The organism is Streptomyces sp. NPDC048288, assembly GCF_043201555.1.
Classification (GTDB): Bacteria; Actinomycetota; Actinomycetes; order Streptomycetales; family Streptomycetaceae; genus Streptomyces.
Map to the genome: position 1 here is coordinate 61160 of NZ_JBICZD010000026.1, position 20210 is coordinate 81369.

Here is a 20210-nt window from a genome sequence, read left to right on the forward strand (position 1 = left end):
ATCACCGCCCACGGTCCGCCGACGGGCTGAAATAGGATGCCCCGCATGACTGACGCGCATCCGAGACGCAGGCAGAACCAGCCCCGCGCCACCATCAAGGACGTGGCGAGGGAAGCCGGTGTCTCGGTCTCGGCCGTGTCCAAAGTCCTGCGCGACGCGTACGGCATCAGCCCCGAGATGCGCCACAAGGTCACCGCCGCGATCGAGCGCCTCGGCTACCGGCCGCATGCCGGGGCCCGGGCCATGCGGGGCAAGTCCTTCACCGTGGGCATCGTGCTGACCGACCTGTCCTCACCGTTCCAGACCGAGGTCGCCCAGGCCATCAGTTCCACCCTGCGCGCGGGCCCCTTCCAGGAGATCATCGCGATCGGCGGAGCCGAGGCGGCTCGTCAGCGCCACTGTGTGGAAGCCCTCGTGGACCGCCAGGTCGACGGGCTCATCCTGCTCGCGCCCTGGGTGGAGATGGACTGGCTGGAGCAGCTCGCCGCCCGCATCCCGACCGTGGCGGTCGCCCTGCACGGTGCGCCCGACCACATGGACACCGTGACCAACGACGACCGGCTGGGCGCCGCGCTCATGGTGGACCGTCTCGTGGAACTCGGCCACCGCCGTATCGCCCACACCGGCATGCCCGACGGTCCCTTCCAGGAGCCGTATGTGCTCTCGCACACCGCCCGTCGGCGCGGCTACGAGGAAGCCATGCGGCGCCATGGCCTGGAGCCGGACGTCGTCGTCACCTCGTACACGGAGGCCGGCGGGTACAACGCGGCGACCGAGTTGCTGGCGCGGCGGCAGCCCCCGACCGCGATCTTCGCCGGCGCCGACATCGCCGCCCTCGGAGTGCTGCGGGCCGCGGAGGAGAAGGGGCTCGCCGTGCCGGAGGACCTCACGGTCGTCGGCTACGACGACATCCTCGCCGCCCGCATCAGCCGCGTCTCGCTGACCACGGTCGATCAGTCCGGCGAACTCACCGGCTCGGTCAGCACCCGGCTGCTTCTGGAGCGCATCGAGGGACGCGGCAAGTCCGTCCACTACGTCATCGCACCCCGCGTGGTGAACCGGAAGACAGCCCTGGCCCCGGCCGGCTGCTGACACAGCGCGCGGTGGCCGGTCGCCGGCCCGAAGAGGGCCGGGGGTGACCGCCCCGGTGGAGGAACTCCGGGGGCGGGGCCAAGCCGAGGGGCGCCGGAGTCTTGACGCAGGTTGACATGGGTTCTTAGCCTTCTCCTGTTGTAGAACGTTACACACCTCTGTTGCGGCCGGCCCGGACCGGTCACCAAGTCCTTGAGAACCTGGAGACTCGCATGGTCGTGGCAGCAGCCCCCGGCATCCCTCGCTTCGAGCACCACCCGGCGGGCGCCGCACTGCTCGGCGTGGACACCCCACGACCCCGGCTCAGCTGGCGGGTCCCGCACGCTGACGCGGGATACGCGCAGACCGCCTACGAGATCGAGATCGTCCGGGACGGCGGCGCCGCCGAGCGTCACCGCGGGGACGGCGTCGACCAAGTCCTCGTCCCCTGGCCGGCCGCACCGCTCGCTTCCCGCGAGTCGGCCGCGGTACGCGTACGGGTCGCGCACAAGGGCGAGCACGGCGAGGACTGGAGCGCGTGGAGTGAACAGGCCGTCGTGGAGGCGGGCTTGCTCGATCCCGCCGATTGGAGCGCGGCCTTCACCGCCGCCGTCGGTATCGGTGGCCCCCACCAGCCCGCACCGCTCCTCACCGGTACCCTCGACATCCCCGGCCGAGTCGTCCGCGCCCGCCTCTACGTCACCGCCCACGGCCTCTACGTCGCCACGCTCAACGGGCAACGCGTCGGAGACCTCCACCTGGCCCCGGGCTGGACCTCCTACCAGCACCGGCTCGCCTACCAGACGTACGACGTCACCGACCTGGTCCGCGTCGGCCGCAACGAACTGGACGTCCTCCTCGGCAACGGCTGGTACCGGGGCCGGGTCGGCTTCCACTATGCGCGCGCCTTCTACGGGGACCGCCTGGCGGTGCTCGCTCAGCTGGAGGTCACCACCGCGGACGGCACCGTGCACCGGCTCGCATCGGACGGCACCTGGACCGCCCGCGAGAGCGAGATCGTCGCCGACGACCTGTACGACGGCCAGCGCACCGATCTGCGCAGGCGTGGCACCGCGGGGACGGCGGCCACGGGCACGACCGAGGTCGTCGACACCGACCTCTCCGTCCTCGTCGCTCCCTCGGCACCGCCCGTCAGGCAGACGTCGGTGCTGGCGGCCGAGCGGGTGTGGACCTCACCGTCCGGCCGGACTCTCGTCGACTTCGGCCAGGTCGCGGTCGGTTGGGTGCGACTACGCGTGCGCGACCTCGCGCCCGGCACGGAGGTGGCCGTCCGGCATGCCGAGGTCCTGGAGAACGACGAGCTGGGCACCCGCCCATTGCGCTCGGCCGAGGCGCGGGACAGCTACCTCGTCGCGGGCACCGGCGAGGAGGTCCTCGAACCCGCCCTCACCTTCCACGGCTTCCGCTACGCGGAGGTCACCGGCGTGCCGGCCCTGTCTCCCGAGGACGTCGAACTGGTCGTGATCGGATCCGACCTGACCCGGACCGGATGGTTCGACTCCTCGCACGAACTGCTCAACCGGTTCCACGAAAACGTCGTGTGGTCCATGCGCGGCAACTTCGTCGAGGTGCCCACCGACTGCCCGCAGCGCGACGAACGCCTCGGCTGGACCGGCGACATCCAGGTCTTCGCGGCGACCGCGTCCTTCCTGTTCGACTCTGCCGGCTTCCTCGACTCCTGGCTCGCCGACCTCGCCGCCGAGCAGGAGCCGAACGGCGCGGTGCCGTTCGTCGTGCCGGACGTGCTGCGGACCTCGTCCCCGACCGCGGCGGCCTGGGGCGACGCCGTGACCATGGTGCCCTGGGTGCTGTACCAGCGTTACGCCGACCGCGGCCTGCTCGGGCGACAGCTGCCCGGCATGCGCCGCTGGGTCGACCGGCTGGCCGAGCTCGCCGGTCCCGACCGACTGTGGACGGGCAGCTTCCAGTTCGGTGACTGGCTGGACCCGACCGCCCCGCCCGAGTACCCGGCCCGTGCCAAGGCCGACCCCGACGTGATCGCCACCGCGCACTTCGCGCGCTCGGCCGAGATCGTCGCCGAGGTGTCCCGTCTGCTCGGCCACGAGGAGGACGCCGAGCGCTACGGCTCCCTGGCCGCGGAGGTACGCGCGGCCTTCGCCCACGCCTACGTCACCCCGGCGGGCCGGGTTCATTCGGACGCGCAGACCGTCTACGCCCTGGCGATCGAGTGGGCGCTGCTGCCGCAGGAGGATCAGCGCAAGGAGGCGGGCAGACGTCTCGCCGACCTCGTCCGCACGTCCGGATTCCGCATCGCCACCGGATTTGTCGGCACCCCGCTGGTGACCGACGCGCTCACCTCCACCGGGCACGCCGACGTCGCCCACCGGCTGCTGCTGCAGACCGCGTGTCCGTCCTGGCTGTACCCGGTGACGATGGGGGCGACCACGATCTGGGAGCGCTGGGACAGCATGCTGCCGGACGGCAGTATCAACCCGGGCGAGATGACCTCGTTCAACCACTACGCCCTCGGTGCCGTCGCCGACTGGCTGCACCGCAAAGTCGCGGGGCTCGCCCCGGCCGCCCCCGGCTACCGCGAGATCGCCGTCGCTCCCGAACCGCCCGCCGTGCTCACCTCCGCCTCGGCCCGTCACCTCACCCCGTACGGAGAGGCCCGGGTGGCCTGGGAACGCGTGGACGGCACGATGCGGGTGAACGTCGTCGTACCCGTCGGAACCACGGCCCACGTCCGGCTGCCGGGCGTCGACGGGACCGAGACGGTGGGCCACGGCGAGCATGTCTTCGAGGTCCCCGACCCGGTTGCGGCGGACGCCGACGCACGGCCCGTGGCCACGGTGCGCGATCTGTTCGACGACCCGGAGCTCTGGACCGCCATCATCGACGCGGCTGTCGAGACCGGCGTTGCCCCGGGTGGTGAGGAACAGGTCGCCGTCCTCTGCGCCACTCGCCTCGACGACGAGGTCTTCGGCCTCGCGCACGCCGTCGCGCCGCCCGAGTTCCCCTCGCCGGCCGCCGACGCGTTCCGGAGGCGGTTCGCCGAGATCCTGGCCTGCCGTGTTCGCTGAACCGCGCCCAGGCCCACAGACGGAGAGAACGAGCCAGACCATGTCGACAGCGTCGTCCCACAGCCACCGCGACGTCCACCTGCCGGCCGACACCCGCGCCGCGCTGCTCCTGCCGGAGATGACCCTTGAGGAGAAGTGCGCCCAGCTCACCGCCGTATGGCCGTGGAAGCTGATCGACGCCGACGGCACCCAGGCCGAAGGTGCGGACGAGTTCCTGAAGGTACCGCCCGGGCACATCCCTGCCCTGTCGGCGGACGACCCGAACCGCATCGCCCGCATGACCGGCGCGATCCAGCACCAGTTCGTGACGCGCACCCGCCTCGGAATCCCCGCGCTCATCCACCAGGAGGCGCTGAACGGCCTCATGGCCGGCGGTCACATGGTCTTCCCGACCGCCATCGGTCTCGCCGCCGGCTTCAGTCCGGAGCTCGTCCGCGATATGGTCGACCTGATCCGCCGTCAGATGCGCCGTCTCGGCTACGGCCAGGCGCTCTCCCCGGTCATGGACGTCGCCCTCGATCCGCGCTGGGGCCGCGTGCACGAGACGTACGGTGAGGACCCGTACCTGTGTGCGGCGTTCGCCGTTGCCTACACCCGGGGCCTCCAGAGTGAGGACCTCTCCGAGGGCGTCATCGCCACGGCCAAGCACTTCCTCGGCTATGGGATGGCTTCCGGAGGCGTAAACCTGTCCGCCTACGAGGGCGGAGACCGGCGCACCCGCGACCTGTTCGCCTACCCCTTCGAGGCCGCGATCCAGCTGGCCGGCCTCAGGTCCGTGATGAACTCCTACGGCGATGTCGACGGCGTCCCGGCCGGCGTCTCCCGGGAGGTCCTCACCGACCTGCTGCGCGGCACTCTCGGATTCGAGGGCTTCGTCGCCTCCGACTACGACACGGTGAAGCAGGTCGTCACCCGCCAGCGTGCCGCGGCCACGCCCGGCGAGGCGGCGCGCCTGGCGATCGCCGCGGGCCTGGACGTCGAACTGCCGGTCCCGTTCGCGTACAGCGAGGCCCTCGTCGACGAGGTGCGCTCCGGCCGCCTCGACGAGGGCGCGGTCGACGCCTGCGTGCGGCGGGTGCTGCGGGCCAAGTTCGAGCTCGGCCTGTTCGAGAATCCGTATCCGCAGGAGCGCATCGATGCCGCCGCGGTCGCCGGGGAGGGCAGGGAACTCTCCGCCGAGCTGGCGCGGCGCTCGGTCGTGCTCGTCAAGAACGACGGGATCCTGCCGCTGGAACGGCAGGGCCTGACCGTCGGGGTGATCGGGCCGCACGCGGACGCGGCCTGGCTGCAGTTCCCGACGTACGCCTATCCGTCCTGGCGGGACGCGGTGAAGGCCGTCGACCTCGGCGAGGCCATGAACATGGTCGGTGGTGAGACGCCCCAGACCGCCTGGAACAAGGCAATCTTCACGTCTGAGGACTCCGACACCTTCGCTCGCGAGCGCTACGGGGCACGCCCGCTGAACGAGGAGATCGCGGAGTTCGCCGGCACCGTGTCGACCGAGCGGGGGAGCACGCTCACCCGCGGACTGGGGGAGAGCGCGGCAGAACGCGTCGCCGACATCGCCGGACGCAGTGAAGTGATCGTCCTCGCGCTCGGCGGGGCGAGCCTGTGGTTCAACGGCGAGCGCACCGAGGGCGAGGGCAGCGACAGTGCCGACATCGCCCTGCCCGAGGCGCAGACCCGCCTTGCCGAGGCGGTGGCCGCCGCCGGAAAGCCGTATGTCGTCGTGCTCTTCCAGGGGCGCGCCTACACCCTGCCCGAGGCGGTCCGGGGGGCGGCGGCGATCGTGGTGGCGCCGTACGGCGGCCCGTTCGGCCCGAAGGCGGTCGCGGAGGTGCTCTTCGGTGCCGTCAACCCGAGCGGCAGGCTCCCGTACAGCATTCCCCGCCACACCGGCCAGATTCCGGTGTACCACCACCAGAAGTCCGGCACCGGCTACCGCAACCCGGTCCCGCCGGGTACCTCCGAGCTCTACCTGGACATGCCGGGCACGCCTCTCTACACCTTCGGACACGGCCTGAGCTACACCGACTTCACCCTCGGCGACCTCACCTGCGACCCCGAGACCGACACCCAGGGGTCGGTCCGTATCCGTACGACCGTCACCAACACGGGCGATGTGTACGGCGCCACCGTCGTCCAGCTCTACGTACGGGTCAACACCTCGGGAGTCACCCGGCCCGCCCAGCAACTGGCCGGCTTCTGCCGGGTGGCGCAGGCGGCGGGAGAAGCCCGCCGTGTCACGTTCGAACTCGACGCCGCGCAACTCGGGTACACCGACATGGCACGGGAGTTCGCCGTCGAACCCGCGAAGGTCGACTTCTTCCTGGGCTTCGACGCCGACGACCGACGCGTCGAGGGGGCCTTCGAACTCGTCGGCGAGAAGCGGGTGCTGGCGAGTACCCAGCGTTCCTTCCTCTCCGTGGCAGTGGCCGAGCATGTCTGACCGGCCTGTCCCCAACCGTGCCGCGGGTACGTGACCGTGTCCGAGACCACCTATCGAAAGCTGCTGCGCACGCCCTCGGTCTCCTGGCTGCTCGCCACATCGGTCATCGGCCGCTTCCACCAGGGCATGACCGGGCTGGCGCTCATGATGCTCACGACCCGCCACTCGTCGTACGCGGTGTACAGCGTAGTCTCGGCCGCCGCCGTGATCGGAGCCTTCGTCGCCGGCCCGCTGCTCAGCAGACTGGCTGACACCCGTGGCCGGCGCCCGGTACTCGCGGTCACCGCCGTGCTGTACGCCCTGGCCATGGCGGCGCTGACCGTCGTGCCCCCGCGGCCCGTGCTGCTGGTCGCCCTGGCCCTGCTCAGCGGACTCTGCACCCCGCCGCTGACCGCGGCGGTCAGAGCCGCGCTGCCGACGCTCGTCCGACCCGAGCAGCGGCGGACCTTCTTCGCACTCGATGCGACCGCGCAGGAAGTGATCTTCATCGCGGGGCCGGTGATGGTGTCGACGTGCGCAGCGTTCGGCGGACCGCGCCTCGCCATGGGTGCGTGCGCGGGGCTCGTGCTCGCCGGAACCCTCGCCTACACCTACGACCGCAATGTGGAAGCCGGCCGTGCCCCCGAAGCCCGATCCACGAGTCGGCGTCTGCTCCAGGCACCGGGTCTCCTGCGCCTGCTGGTGACCGGGGTACTGCTGACCGCGGCGCTCGCCGGGCAGGTCATCGGTGTGGTGGCCATGGTCAGCGGGCGGCACGCGTCGTCGGAGTCGGGATTCGTGCTCGCGGCCGGCAGCCTCGGGTCCCTTGTCGGCGGGTTGGTCCACGGCGCGAGCAGCCGACGCCCCGCCCGCCTGAGAAACCTGATGCTGTTTCTGGCCGCCGGACTCGCCGTACTTCCGTTGGCACCCGGACCTGGCGTGCTGACCGTTCTTCTCTTTTTCTGGGGGACGACCGTCGCTCCCGTGATGTCCGTGCTCTTCGACCGGCTGTCGGCGCGGGCACCAGTCGGCTCAGCCGCCGAGGCCTTCGGCTGGATGGGCAGCATGTTCGCCGTCGGCAACGTGCTCGGATCCGCGCTCGGCGGAGTGCTGATCACGGTGCTGGGCTCCCGCGCCCCCGTCGTGATGGCGTGTGGGCTCGCCGTGCTCGCGGCTCTGGTCTGCGAGCGTCGGCCGGGTTTCCGCGGGCGGCCTGAGACGCCGCCGGACGACGAGGAGCGCGGCGAAGCAACCTGTGAACAGGCCGGTCCGCCGCAGACAGAACCCCATGACCACCACCGCGCCCCCGAGTGCTGAATTGAGGGACACCACGCATGACACCACCGAACGAGTCCACCAAACTGCCCAACCCCCTGATCCCGGGCTTCAATCCCGACCCGAGCTGCGTCCTCGTCGACGGCACGTACTACGCGGTCACCTCGTCGTTCGAGTACCTGCCGGGCCTCCCGGTGTACCGCAGCAGTGACCTCGTCACCTGGGAACACATCGGGAACGTCGTCACCCGAGAAACACAGGCCGGCCTCGCCGAAACACCCTCGGGAGCGGGTGTCTGGGCGCCGACCCTCCGTCATCACGACGGCCGTTTCCACGTCATCGTCACCATCACGTCCAGTCCGCGCGGTTGCGTCGTGTTCACAGCGGACGACCCCACCGGTCCCTGGAACGACGGCGTTTCCATCGACGGCGTCGTCGGTATCGACCCGGATCTCGCCTGGGATGAGCAGGGCACGGCGTATGTCACCTACAGCAATCTGCGGATGTCGGACACCGAGCCCTGGGTCCACGACCGGATCCTCCAGGCCCGGGTGGACCTCGCGGCCGGGAAGCTCCTGGAGGAGCCGCGCTCCCTATGGTCCGGCACCGGGCTGATCGCGCCCGAGGGCCCGCACCTCTACCGCCGCGACGGCCATTGGTATCTGGTCATCGCGGAGGGCGGGACCGGACACGGCCATGCCGTGAGCGTGGCACGCGGCCCTTCCATCGAGGGGCCGTTCGAGGGCGCACCGGGGAATCCCCTCCTGCGTGTCGCGGGCACGAACGGCTCGGTCCAGCGCACCGGACATGCCGACCTGGTCTGCGGCCCTGACGGACGGGACGTACTTGTGCTCCTCGGGACTCGGACCGCGGGCGGCTTCACACCACTCGGGCGGGAAACATTCGTCACCCCCGTGGAGTGGGTCGACGGCTGGCCCCAGCCGGCTCCCGTCGAGCTCAACCCGCGTCCGGAGTCGCTGGACGAACACTTCGACTTCGCGGACGCCGATGCCCTGGCGGACCCCGGCTGGCTCGCGGTGGGGCGCGGGCCCACCGAGGTGGCGACGGTCGGCGAGCGACCGGGATACCTCACGATGCGCGCCGTCCACGGTGGCCTGGAGACCTTCCGGCCCGACTTCGTCGGCCGGCGCCAGCGCCATCTGAAGAGCCGTGTCGAGACCCGGATCGACCCTTCCGACGGCAGGGGCGGTCTCGGCCTGCGATACGACGAGCGGTTCACCGTCGCCCTCGTCGCGGAGAGGGTGTCGCGCGGAGGCGGTACCCGGGTCACGGCGCGGGCCACCCTGCCGTCGATCGACCGTTCGTGGAGCGTCGAGGTGGGAAGCAGGGAGGTCCTTCTCCGGATCGAGACGGACTTTCCGCCGCTGCCCGGCGGGACACCGTGGGGCGGGGGCGGTGACCGTATCCGGCTGGTGGTCGTGGACGACGCGGGCACGCAGACGCGGCTCGCCGAACTCGACGGCCGCTTCTGGTCCGTCGAGGCGGCGGTGCCTTTCACCGGTCGTGTCACGGGCATGTTCGCCGAGGAAGGCGTTGTCCGCTTCGCGGATTTCCGCTATCACGGTGATGGCGGTTCCTGACGCGTGTCACGGCACGTACCGGACGGACGCACTCCACGGCCACCAGGGATAACCACCGCTGCCGTCGGCGCCGGTGCGGCCGACACCGGCGAGGCTCTCATCCTCTCAGCGCCGCAGGTGAGAACCAGCTCATCGCACGCCCTCGCTCGGAGCGGGCCTTGCGCGGACGGTTTCGGCTGATGCGTTGTCGCCGCGCTCCGGTGAATCAGTGGGGCACGGGGGCCTTCGCGCCGGACAGCCGCTCGACCCCCCGCAGCAGCGCCGAGTGATCCAGGCCGCCGTCCCCGTGCGCCCGGCACGATGCAAGGAGTTGAGTGACCAGGGCGCCGGTCGGGAGGACCGCACCGATGTCGCCGGCCGTGTCGATGACGATGCCCAGGTCCTTGTGATGCAGGTCGATGCGGAAACCGGGAGTGAACGCCCGGTTCAGCATGTTGTCCTTCTTGCGGCTCAGGACGGTTGAACCGGCCAGGCCTCCGCGAAGGACCTCCAGGGCGGCCGGGAGGTCCGCTCCCGCCTTCTCCAGGAAGACCACGGCCTCGGCCAGGGCCTGCATGTTGACGGCGACGACGAGTTGGTTCGCAGCCTTGACGGTCTGTCCGGCGCCGTGCGGGCCCACGTGTACGACGGTGGTGCCCAGCGCGTGGAACAGGGGAGCCGCCGCCCCGAAGTCGGTGGCCTCGCCGCCGACCATGATGGACAGGACGGCTTCTGCGGCGCCGGCCTCGCCGCCGGAGACAGGTGCGTCGAGGACCCGGATCCCGTGCTCGCGGCCCGCCTCGGCGAGCGAGGTGGCGGTGCGGGGGCTGACGGTGCTCATGTCGATGAGCAGGGTTCCCGGCCGGGCGTGTGCCAGCACACCGTCCCTGCCGAGGACGACCTCGGTGACCTCGGCGTCCGCGGGCAGCATGGTGATCACGACGTCCGCGTCGGCCACCGCCTCCGCCACGCTTCCCGCGCCCTGTCCGCCCGCGGAGACGAGACGGTCGATAGCCGCGCGGCTGCGGTTGTGGCCGGTGACCGTGTATCCGGCCCGGACGAGGTTGGCGGCCATCGGGCCACCCATGATGCCGAGGCCGACAAAGGCTACGCAGCGGAGTTCCCCGTGAGACGTGTCCATGGTCCGACCGTAGGGCAGTCGACTGACCATGCCACATGGTGACGGCAAAATGATGGTCACCATGATGGCTAAATGATTGATTCCGGGGCTTTCAGTATCTCCCTCCGCGAACCTAGCGTTGCGAGCACGTAAACGGCCTGGCCGTTGGCCGTGCGATCACCGGTTGACGTGTTCGGCACGGCCTTGTTCTGACGGTTTCCTGAAGGGAGAGGGCAATGGCGCCCGTGCAGTTGCTGATCGGTAGTCGATGGCAGGCGGCCGGGGGAACCGGGCAGACCCGTGAGGTCACTTCCCCGTTCGACGGTTCGGTGGTGGGCACGGTGGCGCTCGCCGGCCCCGACGACGTGGAGGCCGCCCTGACCGCGGCTGAGCGCGGTGCAGCGATCTGGCGCCGCACGCCTGCCCACGAGCGGATGCGGATCCTGTTGCGTGCCGCAGAGCTCGCGGACGAGCGTGCCCCGAAGACCGCGCGGACCATCAGCGCGGAGTCCGGCAAGACCATCACCGAGGCCCTCGGCGAGGCCTCCCGCTCGGGCGACCTGATCCGGCTCGCCGCCTTCGAGGGCACGCAGCTCTACGGCGAGACCCTCCCGCTCGACGCAAACCGCGGCACCGGGCAGGACAAGGTCGGCTTCACCCTGCGCCAGCCCTGCGGGATCGTCGTGGCGATCACGCCGTTCAACTACCCGGCGCTGCTGGTCCTGCACAAGCTCGCCCCGGCTCTGGCCGCCGGCAACGCGGTCATCCTCAAGCCGGCCACCAGCACCCCGCTCACCGCCCTCGAACTCGCCGAGTGCTTCATCGACGCAGGCCTGCCGGAGGGCGTGCTCTCCGTGCTCGTCGGCAACGGCTCGGTGCTCGGTGACGCCCTCGTCACCGACCCGCGCGTCCGCAAGATCTCCTTCACCGGCTCGACCGCCACCGGCGAGCGCATCTCCCGCGTCGCGGGAGTGAAGAAGCTGTCTCTGGAACTCGGCGCCTCCTGCCCGGTAGTCGTCCTCCCCGACGCCGACATCGAGGCCGCCGCGAGCGCCGTCGCGGCGGGTGGGTTCGTCAACGCCGGACAGGTCTGCATCTCCGTCCAGCGGGTCATCACCCATCCCGCCGTGACCGGCGATTTCCTGGACGCTCTCGTCCCCAAGGTCAAGGCCATCCGCACCGGCGACCCCTCCTCCCCGGACACCACCATGGGTGCCCTCATCACCACGGCGGAGGCGGAGCGCGTGGAGCGGGCCATCGCTCAGGCCGGCGCGGACGGCGCACGTGTCCTGACCGGCGGGCAGCGCGACGGTGCCGTAGTGCGGCCCGCCGTCGTCGCGGACGTCGACCCCCGGTCCGCGTTCAGCCAGCAGGAGTTGTTCGGTCCCGCGGTCGCCGTCAGCAAGGCGGAAGACTGGGAGTCCGCCATCGCGCAGGCCAACGGCACCGCTTACGGCCTCGGCGCCGGCATCTTCACCTCCGACGTCGCCGGAGCGGTTCGCGCGATCCGGGAGATCGACGCCGGCTCCGTCCACATCAACTGGACGCCGCTGTGGCGTGCCGACCTGATGCCGTACGGAGGTCTGAAGGGCAGCGGCTACGGCAAGGAGGGTCCGCGCGCCGCGGTCAGTGAGATGACCGAGGTCAAGACCATCGTGCTGCACGGCCGTCCCTGGTGACCCGGCTGCCCTCGCCCCCGCACACCCCCCGATCAGGAGCCGACTCATGACCGACCGGACACCACAGCCACAGCCACCGCGCACGGTGCGCCTCACCGTCGCCCAGGCCGTCGTCACCTACCTCTCCCGGCAGTACTCCGTGGCCGACGGCCACCGCCGCCGGCTCGTCCCCGCGGCCCTCGGCATCTTCGGCCACGGCAACGTGGCCGGCCTCGGCCAGGCCCTCGACCAGCTCAGCGATCAACTCCCCTTCGTCCAGGGCCGCAACGAGCAGGCGCTCGTCCACATCGCGACCGCCTACGGAAAGGCGATGCGCAGGCACTCCACCCTGGCCGTCACCGCCTCCATCGGCCCCGGCGCCCTGAACATGGTGACCGGCGCGGGCCTCGCCACCGTCAACCGGCTGCCCGTCCTGCTGCTGCCCGGCGACACGTACGCGACCCGCCACCAGGGCCCCGTACTCCAGCAGTTGCAGCACCCGATCGAGGCGGACACCTCGGTCAACGACGCCTTCCGGCCCGTCTCCCGCTTCTTCGACCGCATCACCCGGCCCGAGCAGCTGCTGACCGCACTGCCCGCCGCGATGCGCACGCTCACCGACGTGGACACCGGCGCGGTCGTCGTCTCCCTGCCGCAGGACATCCAGTCCCACGCCTACGACTACCCGGTGGAGTTCTTCGCCGAGCGCGACTGGCCGATCCGCCGCCCGGCGCCGGACGCCGACGAGGTCGCCGCGGTGGCGCGGATGCTCGCCGAGGCGGAGAAGCCGCTGATCATCGCCGGTGGCGGGGTCGTGTACTCCGGTGCCACCGAGGAGCTGGAGGCGCTCGCCGACGCGGCGGGGATTCCCGTCGCGGAGACCTTCGCGGGCAAGGGCGCCGTGCAGCGCCGCGCCTGGTGGGGCCTCGGCGGCATCGGCCTCGAAGGCACCCCGGCCGTCAACACCCTCGCCCGGGAAGCCGACTTCGTGCTCACCGTCGGCTCACGCCTGACGGACTTCTCCACCGCCTCACACTCCGTCTTCGAGAACCCCGATGTGCGGTTCGCCTCCGTCAACGTCAACGTCCACGACGCGGGCCGCCTGGGTGCGACCGGCATCGTGGCCGACGCCAAGCGGGCCCTCGCGGCGCTCACCGAGGCCGTACGCGCGAACGGCACGAGCACGTCGGAGGCCTGGCAGGAGAAGGCGCGCACCCTGGACGAGCAGTGGCAGGCCCAGCGGGCCGCCGCACTCGACCCGGACACCCCCTTCGACGTCGCCTCGCTGCCCGACGACTCCGACGTCGTCACCGCCACCGACGCGCTCCTCACCCAGGGCCAGCTGATCGGCCTGCTCCAGGAGCACGCGCGGTCCGGTGACACCATCATCGCCGCCGCCGGCGGCCCGCCCGGTGACCTGCAGAAGGTCTGGGACGCCACCGAAGGCCGCTTCGCCCACCTGGAGTTCGGCTTCTCCTGCATGGGCTACGAACTGCCCGCCGCGATCGGTGTCCGCTTCGCCGAGCCCGACGCGTCGAAGCGGGTGGTGTCCCTGCTCGGCGACGGTACGTTCCTGATGGCGCCCACCGAACTGGTCACGGCCGCACAGGAGAAGCTCCCGCTCACGATCGTGATCCCGGAGAACCACGGGTACCAGGTCATCCACCGGCTCCAGATGGTCCGCAACGGGCGTGAGTTCGGCAACGAGTTCCGCTACCGCGACGGCAGCCTGGACATCGGCTCCGGCAAGCCCGCCCGTCTGGAGGGCGACTACCTCCAGGTCGACCTCGTCAAGACGGCGGAGGGCCTCGGCGCCCGCGCGCTGCGCGCCACCACCGCCGACGAGGTGCGCACCGCCCTCACCGAGACCCGCGACCACGACGGCCCCGTCGTCCTGGTCGTCCCCGTGATCCCGCACGCCGACCTGCCCGGCGCCGGGGTGTGGTGGGACGTGGCCCCGGCCGAGATCTCCGAGCAGGAGACGGTCGCCGAACTGCGTCGCGAGTACCAGGAGGGCCTGGCGTCCCAGAGGTGGTACGGATGAGCCGCTCACCACTGGACGACGGCCGCCTGCGGGCCCGCCTGGCAGCGGGCGAGCCGACCCTGGGCACCTTCGTCGGTCTCGCCTCCCCGGTCACGGCCGAGGTGTGCGCCGCCGCCGGAGCCGACTGGCTGCTGCTCGACCTCGAACACGGCGCCGGGGGAGAGGAGCAGGTCCGCACGACCGTGCCGGTCGCCGCGTCGTACGGCGTGCCCACCGTCGTACGTGTCGAGTCCGCGGCCCGCATCCGCATCGGCCGCGCCCTCGACCTGGGCGTCGCCGGGATCATGCTGCCGCGCCTCGACACGGCGGCCGAAGTCCGTGAAGCGATACGGCACTTGAGGTATCCGCCCGCGGGGGACCGGGGCGTGGCCACCTACAACCGGGCCTGCCGCTTCGGCCTCGACCCCGCGGCCCTGGACCGCGAGGGCGAGATCCTCGGCGTGGTCCAGATCGAGTCGGTGAGCGCGTTGGACGAGGTCGAGGCCATCGCGGCACTCGACGGCGTCGACGTGCTGTTCGTCGGCCCCCGTGACCTCAGCCACGACCTCGGCGTGCCGGGCGAGTTCGGCGCACCGGTCTACCGGGAGGCGCTGGAACGCGTGCGCAAGGCCGCCGCCGACCACGGCAAGGCGTGCGGGCTCCTCGTCCCCGACGGCCAGGCTGCCGCCGCCGTACGAGCCGAGGGCTGGACGTTCGTCGCCATCGGCTCCGACTCCACCCTGCTCGCCGCCGCCCTGTCCAGCGCGCTGGACCGAGCCCGGGCCTAGAGACCCTCAGGAGACACAATGACCCCCACCACCCCCACCCCGGGCGCCGCACGCGAGATCGGCGTAGGACTGATCAGCGTCGGCTGGATGGGCAAACTGCACAGCCGCGCCTACCAGGCCCTGCCCTTCGTCTACCCCGAGCTGGGCATCAAGCCCCGGCTCGTGCACGCCGCCGACACGGCCGAGGACCGGGCCGCCTACGCCCGTGACGTCCTCGGCTACGAGAAGGCCTCGACCGACTACCGTGCCGTCCTGGACGACCCGGACGTCGAGGTCGTGTCCATCTGCGCGCCGAACATCCTGCACCACGAGATCGGCATCGCCGCCGCCAAGGCCGGCAAGCCGTTCTGGATCGAGAAGCCGGTCGGGCGCAGCGCCGAGGAGACCGCCGAGGTCGCCGCCGCCGCCCGCGCCGCCGGGGTGGCCACCTCCATCGGCTACAACTACCGGCACGCCCCCGCCGTCGAGCGGGCCCGCCAGCTGATCGCCGAGGGGCGGCTCGGCCGTATCACCAACGTGCGCGCCACCTTCTTCTCCGGCTACGCCTCCGAGCCCAAGGGCGCCCTGTCCTGGCGCTTCAAGCGGGACCTCGCCGGACACGGCGCGCTCGGCGACCTGATGAGCCACGTCGTGGACCTCGTCAGCTACGTCGTCTCCCCGATCAGCGAGGTCTCCGCGCTCACCAGCACCGTCTACACCGAGCGCCCGCTCCTGCCCATGGGCTCCGGCACGCACTTCGCGGTCATCGAGGACGGCGAGATGGCGACCGTCGAGAACGACGACTACAGCGCCGCCCTCGTCCGCTTCACCACCGGAGCCGTCGGCACCCTGGAGGCCTCCCGGATCATCGTCGGCCCCCAGTGCGGCATCGGCTTCGAGATCTACGGCACCGACGGCTCCGTCACCTGGAACTTCGAGCGCATGAACGAACTGCGCGTCGCCCTCGGCCGCGGCGGCCCCCACCAGGGTTACACCACGGTCCTCGGCAACGGCCACATGGGCGACTACGCCAGCTTCCAGCCCGGCCCCGGCAACAGCATGGGCTACGACGACCTCAAGGTCATCGAGGCCAAGAAGTTCCTCGCCGCCGTGGCCGGCAGCGAGCACCACAACTCGACGATCGAGGACGCCCACGCCGTCGCCGAGGTGATCGCCGCGGCCGCCGCCTCTGCGGAGAGCGGCTCCTGGCAGCCGGTGCCCGCGGTGGACGGCGCGAACTTCGGTCATCCGGTGCGGAGTTGATCGTATGACCGCACACGTGGTCGTGGCCCTCGGCCCTGTCGACGCCGACACGGTGACCCCCGTCCTCGGCGAACGGGTCACCTTCGTCACGGATCCCACCCCCTACGATCTCGCGGTCGCCCAGGGCGCCATCGTCCGCGCCGACCGCCACATCGACGAGGACTTCCTGCGCCGGGCACCCCAGCTGCGGGTGATCGCCCGCACCGGCGTCGGCGTCGACCTGGTCGACGTGTCGGCGGCCTCCGCCCGCGGTATCCCCGTGGTCGTCACCCCGAACAGTGGCAGCCGGGCCGTGGCCGAGGGGGTCTTCGCCATGGCCCTGCATCTGACCAAGCGGCTGAACCCCCTCACCGAGCTGGTGCGCGAAGGCCGCTGGGCCGAGCGCTCCGGGCTGCCGGTCGGCGACCTGGACGGCGCCACCCTCGGGATCGTGGGTTACGGCCGTATCGGCCACCGGGTCGGCGAACTCGCTGCCGCCTTCGGGATGCGGACACTCGCCCACGACCCGTTCAGCCCGCCGCCGTCCGAGATCGCCTGCGCCGACCTCGGCGAACTCGTCGAGTCGAGCGACGTGCTCACCCTGCACGCCCCGCTCACCGAGAACACCCGGCACCTGGTCGGCGCGGACCTGCTGGCCCGGGTCAGGCCGGGAACGATCCTCATCAACTGTGGCCGGGGCGGCCTGCTCGACCTGGACGCCGCCCTGGCCGCCCTGGAGGGGGGCCGGCTGGCGGGCGTCGGACTGGACGTGTTCGACCCCGAGCCGGCCCTCCACCACCCGTTGTTCGACCACCCCGACGTCGTCCTCACCCCGCACCTCATGGGCATGACGCAGCGTGCGACGAAGCTCACCTTCGTCGACGCGGCCCGGGGTGTCGCGGACGTCCTCGCCGGCCGGGAGCCGGCCGCGGTCGCCAACCCGGACTGGAACCACCGAAAGGCCACGGCATGACCACCACACCTCTGAACAGGATCGCCGGCGCGCCCATCTCCTGGGGCGTGTGCGAAGTACCCGACTGGGGCTACCAGTTGACGCCCGAGCGGGTACTGAAGGAGATGCGCGAGGTCGGTCTGGCCGCCACCGAGATCGGCCCGGACGGCTTTCTGCCCGCCGCTCCGGAGGCGATGGCCAGGGTCCTCGCCGACCACGACCTGCACGCGGTCGGCGGCTTCACCCCGCTGCTGCTGCACGTGCCCGGCCACGACCCCCTGCCCGAGACGGAACAGCTCCTGGAGAGCTACGCGGCCTCGAACGCCGAGGTCCTCGTCCTGTCGGCCATCACCGGCCAGGACGGCTACGACTCCCGTCCGGAGCTGGACGCGGACGGCTGGAAGCTGCTGCTGTCCAACCTCGACCGGCTGACCGCGCTCGCCGCCGAGCGGGGCGTACGTGCCGTCCTGCATCCGCACGTCGGCACGATGATCGAGAACGGCGACGAGGTCCGGCGGGTCCTGGAACACTCCGCGATCTCCCTCTGCCTCGACACCGGCCACCTGCTCATCGGCGGCACGGACCCCGCCGAGCTGACCCGGCAGGCACCCGAGCGCATCGCCCACACCCACATGAAGGACGTGAACGCCTCCCTCGCCGCCAAGGTCCAGTCGGGCCGCCTCACCTACACCGAAGCGGTGCGCGAGGGCATGTACCGTCCGCTGGGTGCCGGCGATGTCGACGTGAGGGCGATCGTGACGCACCTCAGCGCCCGCGGCTACGACGGCTGGTACGTCCTGGAGCAGGACACCATCCTCACCGGGGAACCCCGGGAGAAGGGTCCCGTGGAGGACGTGTGGGAGAGCGCCGAGCATTTGCGCGCGGTGCTGCGCGGCGTCGCGTAGCCGCATCCGAGCCACCTCCCGCCCGGAGTCGGAGACCCCTGCCGCACAGGCGGCCTCCCGCTCCGGGCACCTCTCTTGCCGGATCCATCACTGATGTAGTCTTGATGGCTTCCCGATGCTTGACTGAACGGGTAAATCCCCCGAGGATTCCGGGGACTCCGGCATCCGGCCCCGGCTTTGTATTCACCGTCGACCTCCCTTTCGGTCGGCAGTGGCTATTTCTGTTTGGTATGCCGATGCAGTCGTGGAATCCCGGGAAGAATAGGAATACGGGAAATGGATACTGACGAACTGCTGGCCACCTGTTGGACCACCGCGGGAGACACCGCCCCCGACCGGGACGACCAGCGGAGTCCGTTGAGCCTGCGGGAGCGCGTCGAGGCGGCGAGCGCCGCCGGGTTCAGCGGGATCGGACTGCTGTACGCGGACCTGGTGGAGGCCGAGCGCGAGTACGGGCTGGCGGGCATCCGCTCGCTGTTGGAGGACAACGGACTCGTGCACGTCGAGCTCGAGTTCCTGACCGACTGGTGGACCGACGGGCCCCGGCGTACCGCGTCCGATGCGGTACGCGGCGACCTGTTGAAGGCCGCAGAAGCACTCGGCGCTCGGCACCTCAAGGTCGGGCCCGATGTCGAGGACCAGCCGTGGAACCTCGACATCTGGGCCGCGGAATTCGCCATACTCGCGGCACAGGCCGACGGAGCGGGCGCTCGGCTCGGGATCGAGTTCCTGCCCTGGTCCAACATCAAGACCGTGCACGACGGCCTCCGGCTCGTCGAAGCCGCCGGTCACCCGGCCGGTGGCCTCATCATCGACGTCTGGCACACCGAGCGCGCCCACACCCCGCCCGCGGAGCTGGCCCTGGTGCCCCGGTCACGCATCGTGGGGGTGGAACTCAGCGACGCCGACGGCACGGTCGTCGGCACCCTGTTCGAAGACACCGTCCGACGGCGTCGCCTGTGCGGACAGGGATCTTTCGCCCTGCCCGACATCATCACGGCGCTCCGCGCGGCCGGCTGGTCCGGCCCTTGGGGCGTGGAGATCCTCTCCGACACGCACCGCACCCTGCCGGTGCGCGAGGCCGCGGCGGAGGCGTACCGGAGCGCCGCGGCGCTGCTCAAGTAAGGACGAACCTCAGGGGTGGTGGGACGAAACCAACATCGTCCCACGACCCCTGTTTCGGCTCCGCCCGGCGCGGCCGATTCGGCAGCGCCCTATGCCCGCGTGAGCAGCTGGAACTCGAAGGCGTACCGCTCGGCGTGGTACAGGTGCGTGCCGTACTCCACGGCCGCCCCGCCGGCGTCGTACGCCGTGCGCCGCATGGTGAGCAGCGCCGCTCCCTCGGCCTCGCCGAGGTACCGGCCCTCCTCGGCGGTGGCCGCCTGGGCTCCGATCGTCTGCTGGGCGCTGTGCAGCGTGATGCCCGCCGCCCGCAGGAGCCGGTACAGACCCGAGGCCTCCAGGAATTCCGTGTCGAAGTCCAGCAGCAGGTCGGTCGGCAGATAGTTGCGCAGGACGGCGACGGCGACCCCGTCGGCATACCGGATCCGCTTCAGCCTGACGACGCTGTCGCCGTTCCTGATGCCGAGCGCGGCGGCGACTTCGGGGGGCGCGGGCACGACGTCGTTGAGTACCACCCGCGTGGACGGTTCCTGCCCGACCTCCGCCAGATCGTCGTAGAGACTGCTGAGTTCCAGTGGACGCTTGACCTTGCTGTGCACGACCTGCGTGCCGACGCCGCGCCGCCGCACCAGCAGCCCCTTCTCGACCAGCGACCGGATGCCCTGCCGGACGGTCGGCCGCGACAGGCCGAGGCGTTCGGCGAGGTCGATCTCGTTGCCGAGCAGGGCGCCGGGCAGGAGCAGGCCATGCTCGATGGCCTGCTCCAACTGCTGGGCGAGCTGGTGGTACAGCGGCACCGGGCTCTTGCGGTCCACCGCGATGTCGAGCGCGACCGCACTGCCGTCCGCCCTTCTCCGGACCCCGGGCATGGCTAGTGGTTGCGGGGGAAGCCGAGGTCGACGCCCGTCGGGGCCTCGGAGGGGTCGGGCCAGCGCGTGGTGACGACCTTGCCGCGGGTGTAGAAGTGGGTGCCGTCGTTGCCGTAGATGTGGTGGTCGCCGA

Annotated in this window: 14 protein-coding genes; 12 read left to right on the top strand and 2 right to left on the bottom strand. The window is 71.2% G+C overall.

Features of this window, described 5'->3' with window-relative positions; translation table 11 throughout:
- Positions 1 to 45: 45 nt before the first annotated feature.
- From ACGFZS_RS48440 to ACGFZS_RS48460, 5 genes are all read left to right on the top strand, one after another.
- Complete coding sequence (locus ACGFZS_RS48440; RefSeq protein ID WP_393800612.1) at positions 46 to 1092, top strand: LacI family DNA-binding transcriptional regulator; 1047 nt, start codon at positions 46 to 48, stop codon at positions 1090 to 1092.
- A gap of 212 nt (positions 1093 to 1304) precedes the next feature.
- The gene (locus ACGFZS_RS48445; protein WP_393800613.1) at positions 1305 to 4136 is read left to right on the top strand and encodes a family 78 glycoside hydrolase catalytic domain; all 2832 of its coding nucleotides are present in this window, start codon (positions 1305 to 1307) and stop codon (positions 4134 to 4136) included.
- A gap of 40 nt (positions 4137 to 4176) precedes the next feature.
- A complete protein-coding gene (locus tag ACGFZS_RS48450; RefSeq protein WP_393800614.1) occupies positions 4177 to 6585 on the top strand; it encodes a glycoside hydrolase family 3 N-terminal domain-containing protein in 2409 nt (802 codons plus the stop codon).
- A 36-nt stretch (positions 6586 to 6621) separates the two neighbouring features.
- Positions 6622 to 7881 (top strand): MFS transporter, encoded by a 1260-nt coding sequence (locus tag ACGFZS_RS48455; RefSeq protein WP_393800615.1) that lies wholly within the window; start codon positions 6622 to 6624, stop codon positions 7879 to 7881.
- A 17-nt stretch (positions 7882 to 7898) separates the two neighbouring features.
- Complete coding sequence (locus ACGFZS_RS48460) at positions 7899 to 9440, top strand: family 43 glycosylhydrolase (RefSeq protein ID WP_393800616.1); 1542 nt, start codon at positions 7899 to 7901, stop codon at positions 9438 to 9440.
- A gap of 205 nt (positions 9441 to 9645) precedes the next feature.
- Here the strand turns inward: ACGFZS_RS48460 and ACGFZS_RS48465 are convergent, their stop codons facing one another.
- Complete coding sequence (locus ACGFZS_RS48465; protein WP_393800617.1) at positions 9646 to 10560, bottom strand: 2-hydroxy-3-oxopropionate reductase; 915 nt, start codon at positions 10558 to 10560, stop codon at positions 9646 to 9648.
- A gap of 215 nt (positions 10561 to 10775) precedes the next feature.
- Between ACGFZS_RS48465 and ACGFZS_RS48470 the strand changes: the two genes are divergently transcribed.
- From ACGFZS_RS48470 to ACGFZS_RS48500, 7 genes are all read left to right on the top strand, one after another.
- On the top strand, positions 10776 to 12218 hold the full coding sequence (locus ACGFZS_RS48470) for an aldehyde dehydrogenase family protein (RefSeq protein ID WP_393800618.1): 1443 nt from the start codon (positions 10776 to 10778) through the stop codon (positions 12216 to 12218).
- Positions 12219 to 12264: 46 nt separating this feature from the next.
- Entirely contained in the window at positions 12265 to 14241 is a 1977-nt protein-coding gene (gene iolD / locus ACGFZS_RS48475) for a 3D-(3,5/4)-trihydroxycyclohexane-1,2-dione acylhydrolase (decyclizing) (RefSeq protein ID WP_393800619.1), read from the top strand.
- Positions 14238 to 15008, top strand: a complete 771-nt coding sequence (locus ACGFZS_RS48480) for an HpcH/HpaI aldolase/citrate lyase family protein (RefSeq protein WP_393800620.1) — start codon at positions 14238 to 14240, stop codon at positions 15006 to 15008. Before iolD ends, ACGFZS_RS48480 begins: the two co-directional genes overlap by 4 nt.
- 18 nt (positions 15009 to 15026) lie before the next feature.
- Complete coding sequence (locus ACGFZS_RS48485; protein ID WP_393800621.1) at positions 15027 to 16250, top strand: Gfo/Idh/MocA family protein; 1224 nt, start codon at positions 15027 to 15029, stop codon at positions 16248 to 16250.
- A 4-nt stretch (positions 16251 to 16254) separates the two neighbouring features.
- Positions 16255 to 17202 carry an NAD(P)-dependent oxidoreductase gene (locus ACGFZS_RS48490; protein ID WP_393800622.1) on the top strand — a complete coding sequence of 316 codons (948 nt, stop codon included), beginning with the start codon at positions 16255 to 16257 and terminating at the stop codon, positions 17200 to 17202.
- Positions 17199 to 18086 carry a sugar phosphate isomerase/epimerase family protein gene (locus ACGFZS_RS48495; RefSeq protein WP_393800623.1) on the top strand — a complete coding sequence of 296 codons (888 nt, stop codon included), beginning with the start codon at positions 17199 to 17201 and terminating at the stop codon, positions 18084 to 18086. Before ACGFZS_RS48490 ends, ACGFZS_RS48495 begins: the two co-directional genes overlap by 4 nt.
- Before the next feature lie 276 nt (positions 18087 to 18362).
- Positions 18363 to 19211 (top strand): sugar phosphate isomerase/epimerase family protein, encoded by an 849-nt coding sequence (locus ACGFZS_RS48500; RefSeq protein ID WP_393800624.1) that lies wholly within the window; start codon positions 18363 to 18365, stop codon positions 19209 to 19211.
- Positions 19212 to 19300: 89 nt separating this feature from the next.
- Here ACGFZS_RS48500 and ACGFZS_RS48505 read toward each other — a convergent pair whose 3' ends face one another.
- Positions 19301 to 20077 (bottom strand): GntR family transcriptional regulator, encoded by a 777-nt coding sequence (locus tag ACGFZS_RS48505; RefSeq protein WP_393800625.1) that lies wholly within the window; start codon positions 20075 to 20077, stop codon positions 19301 to 19303.
- Positions 20078 to 20210: the final 133 nt, after the last annotated feature.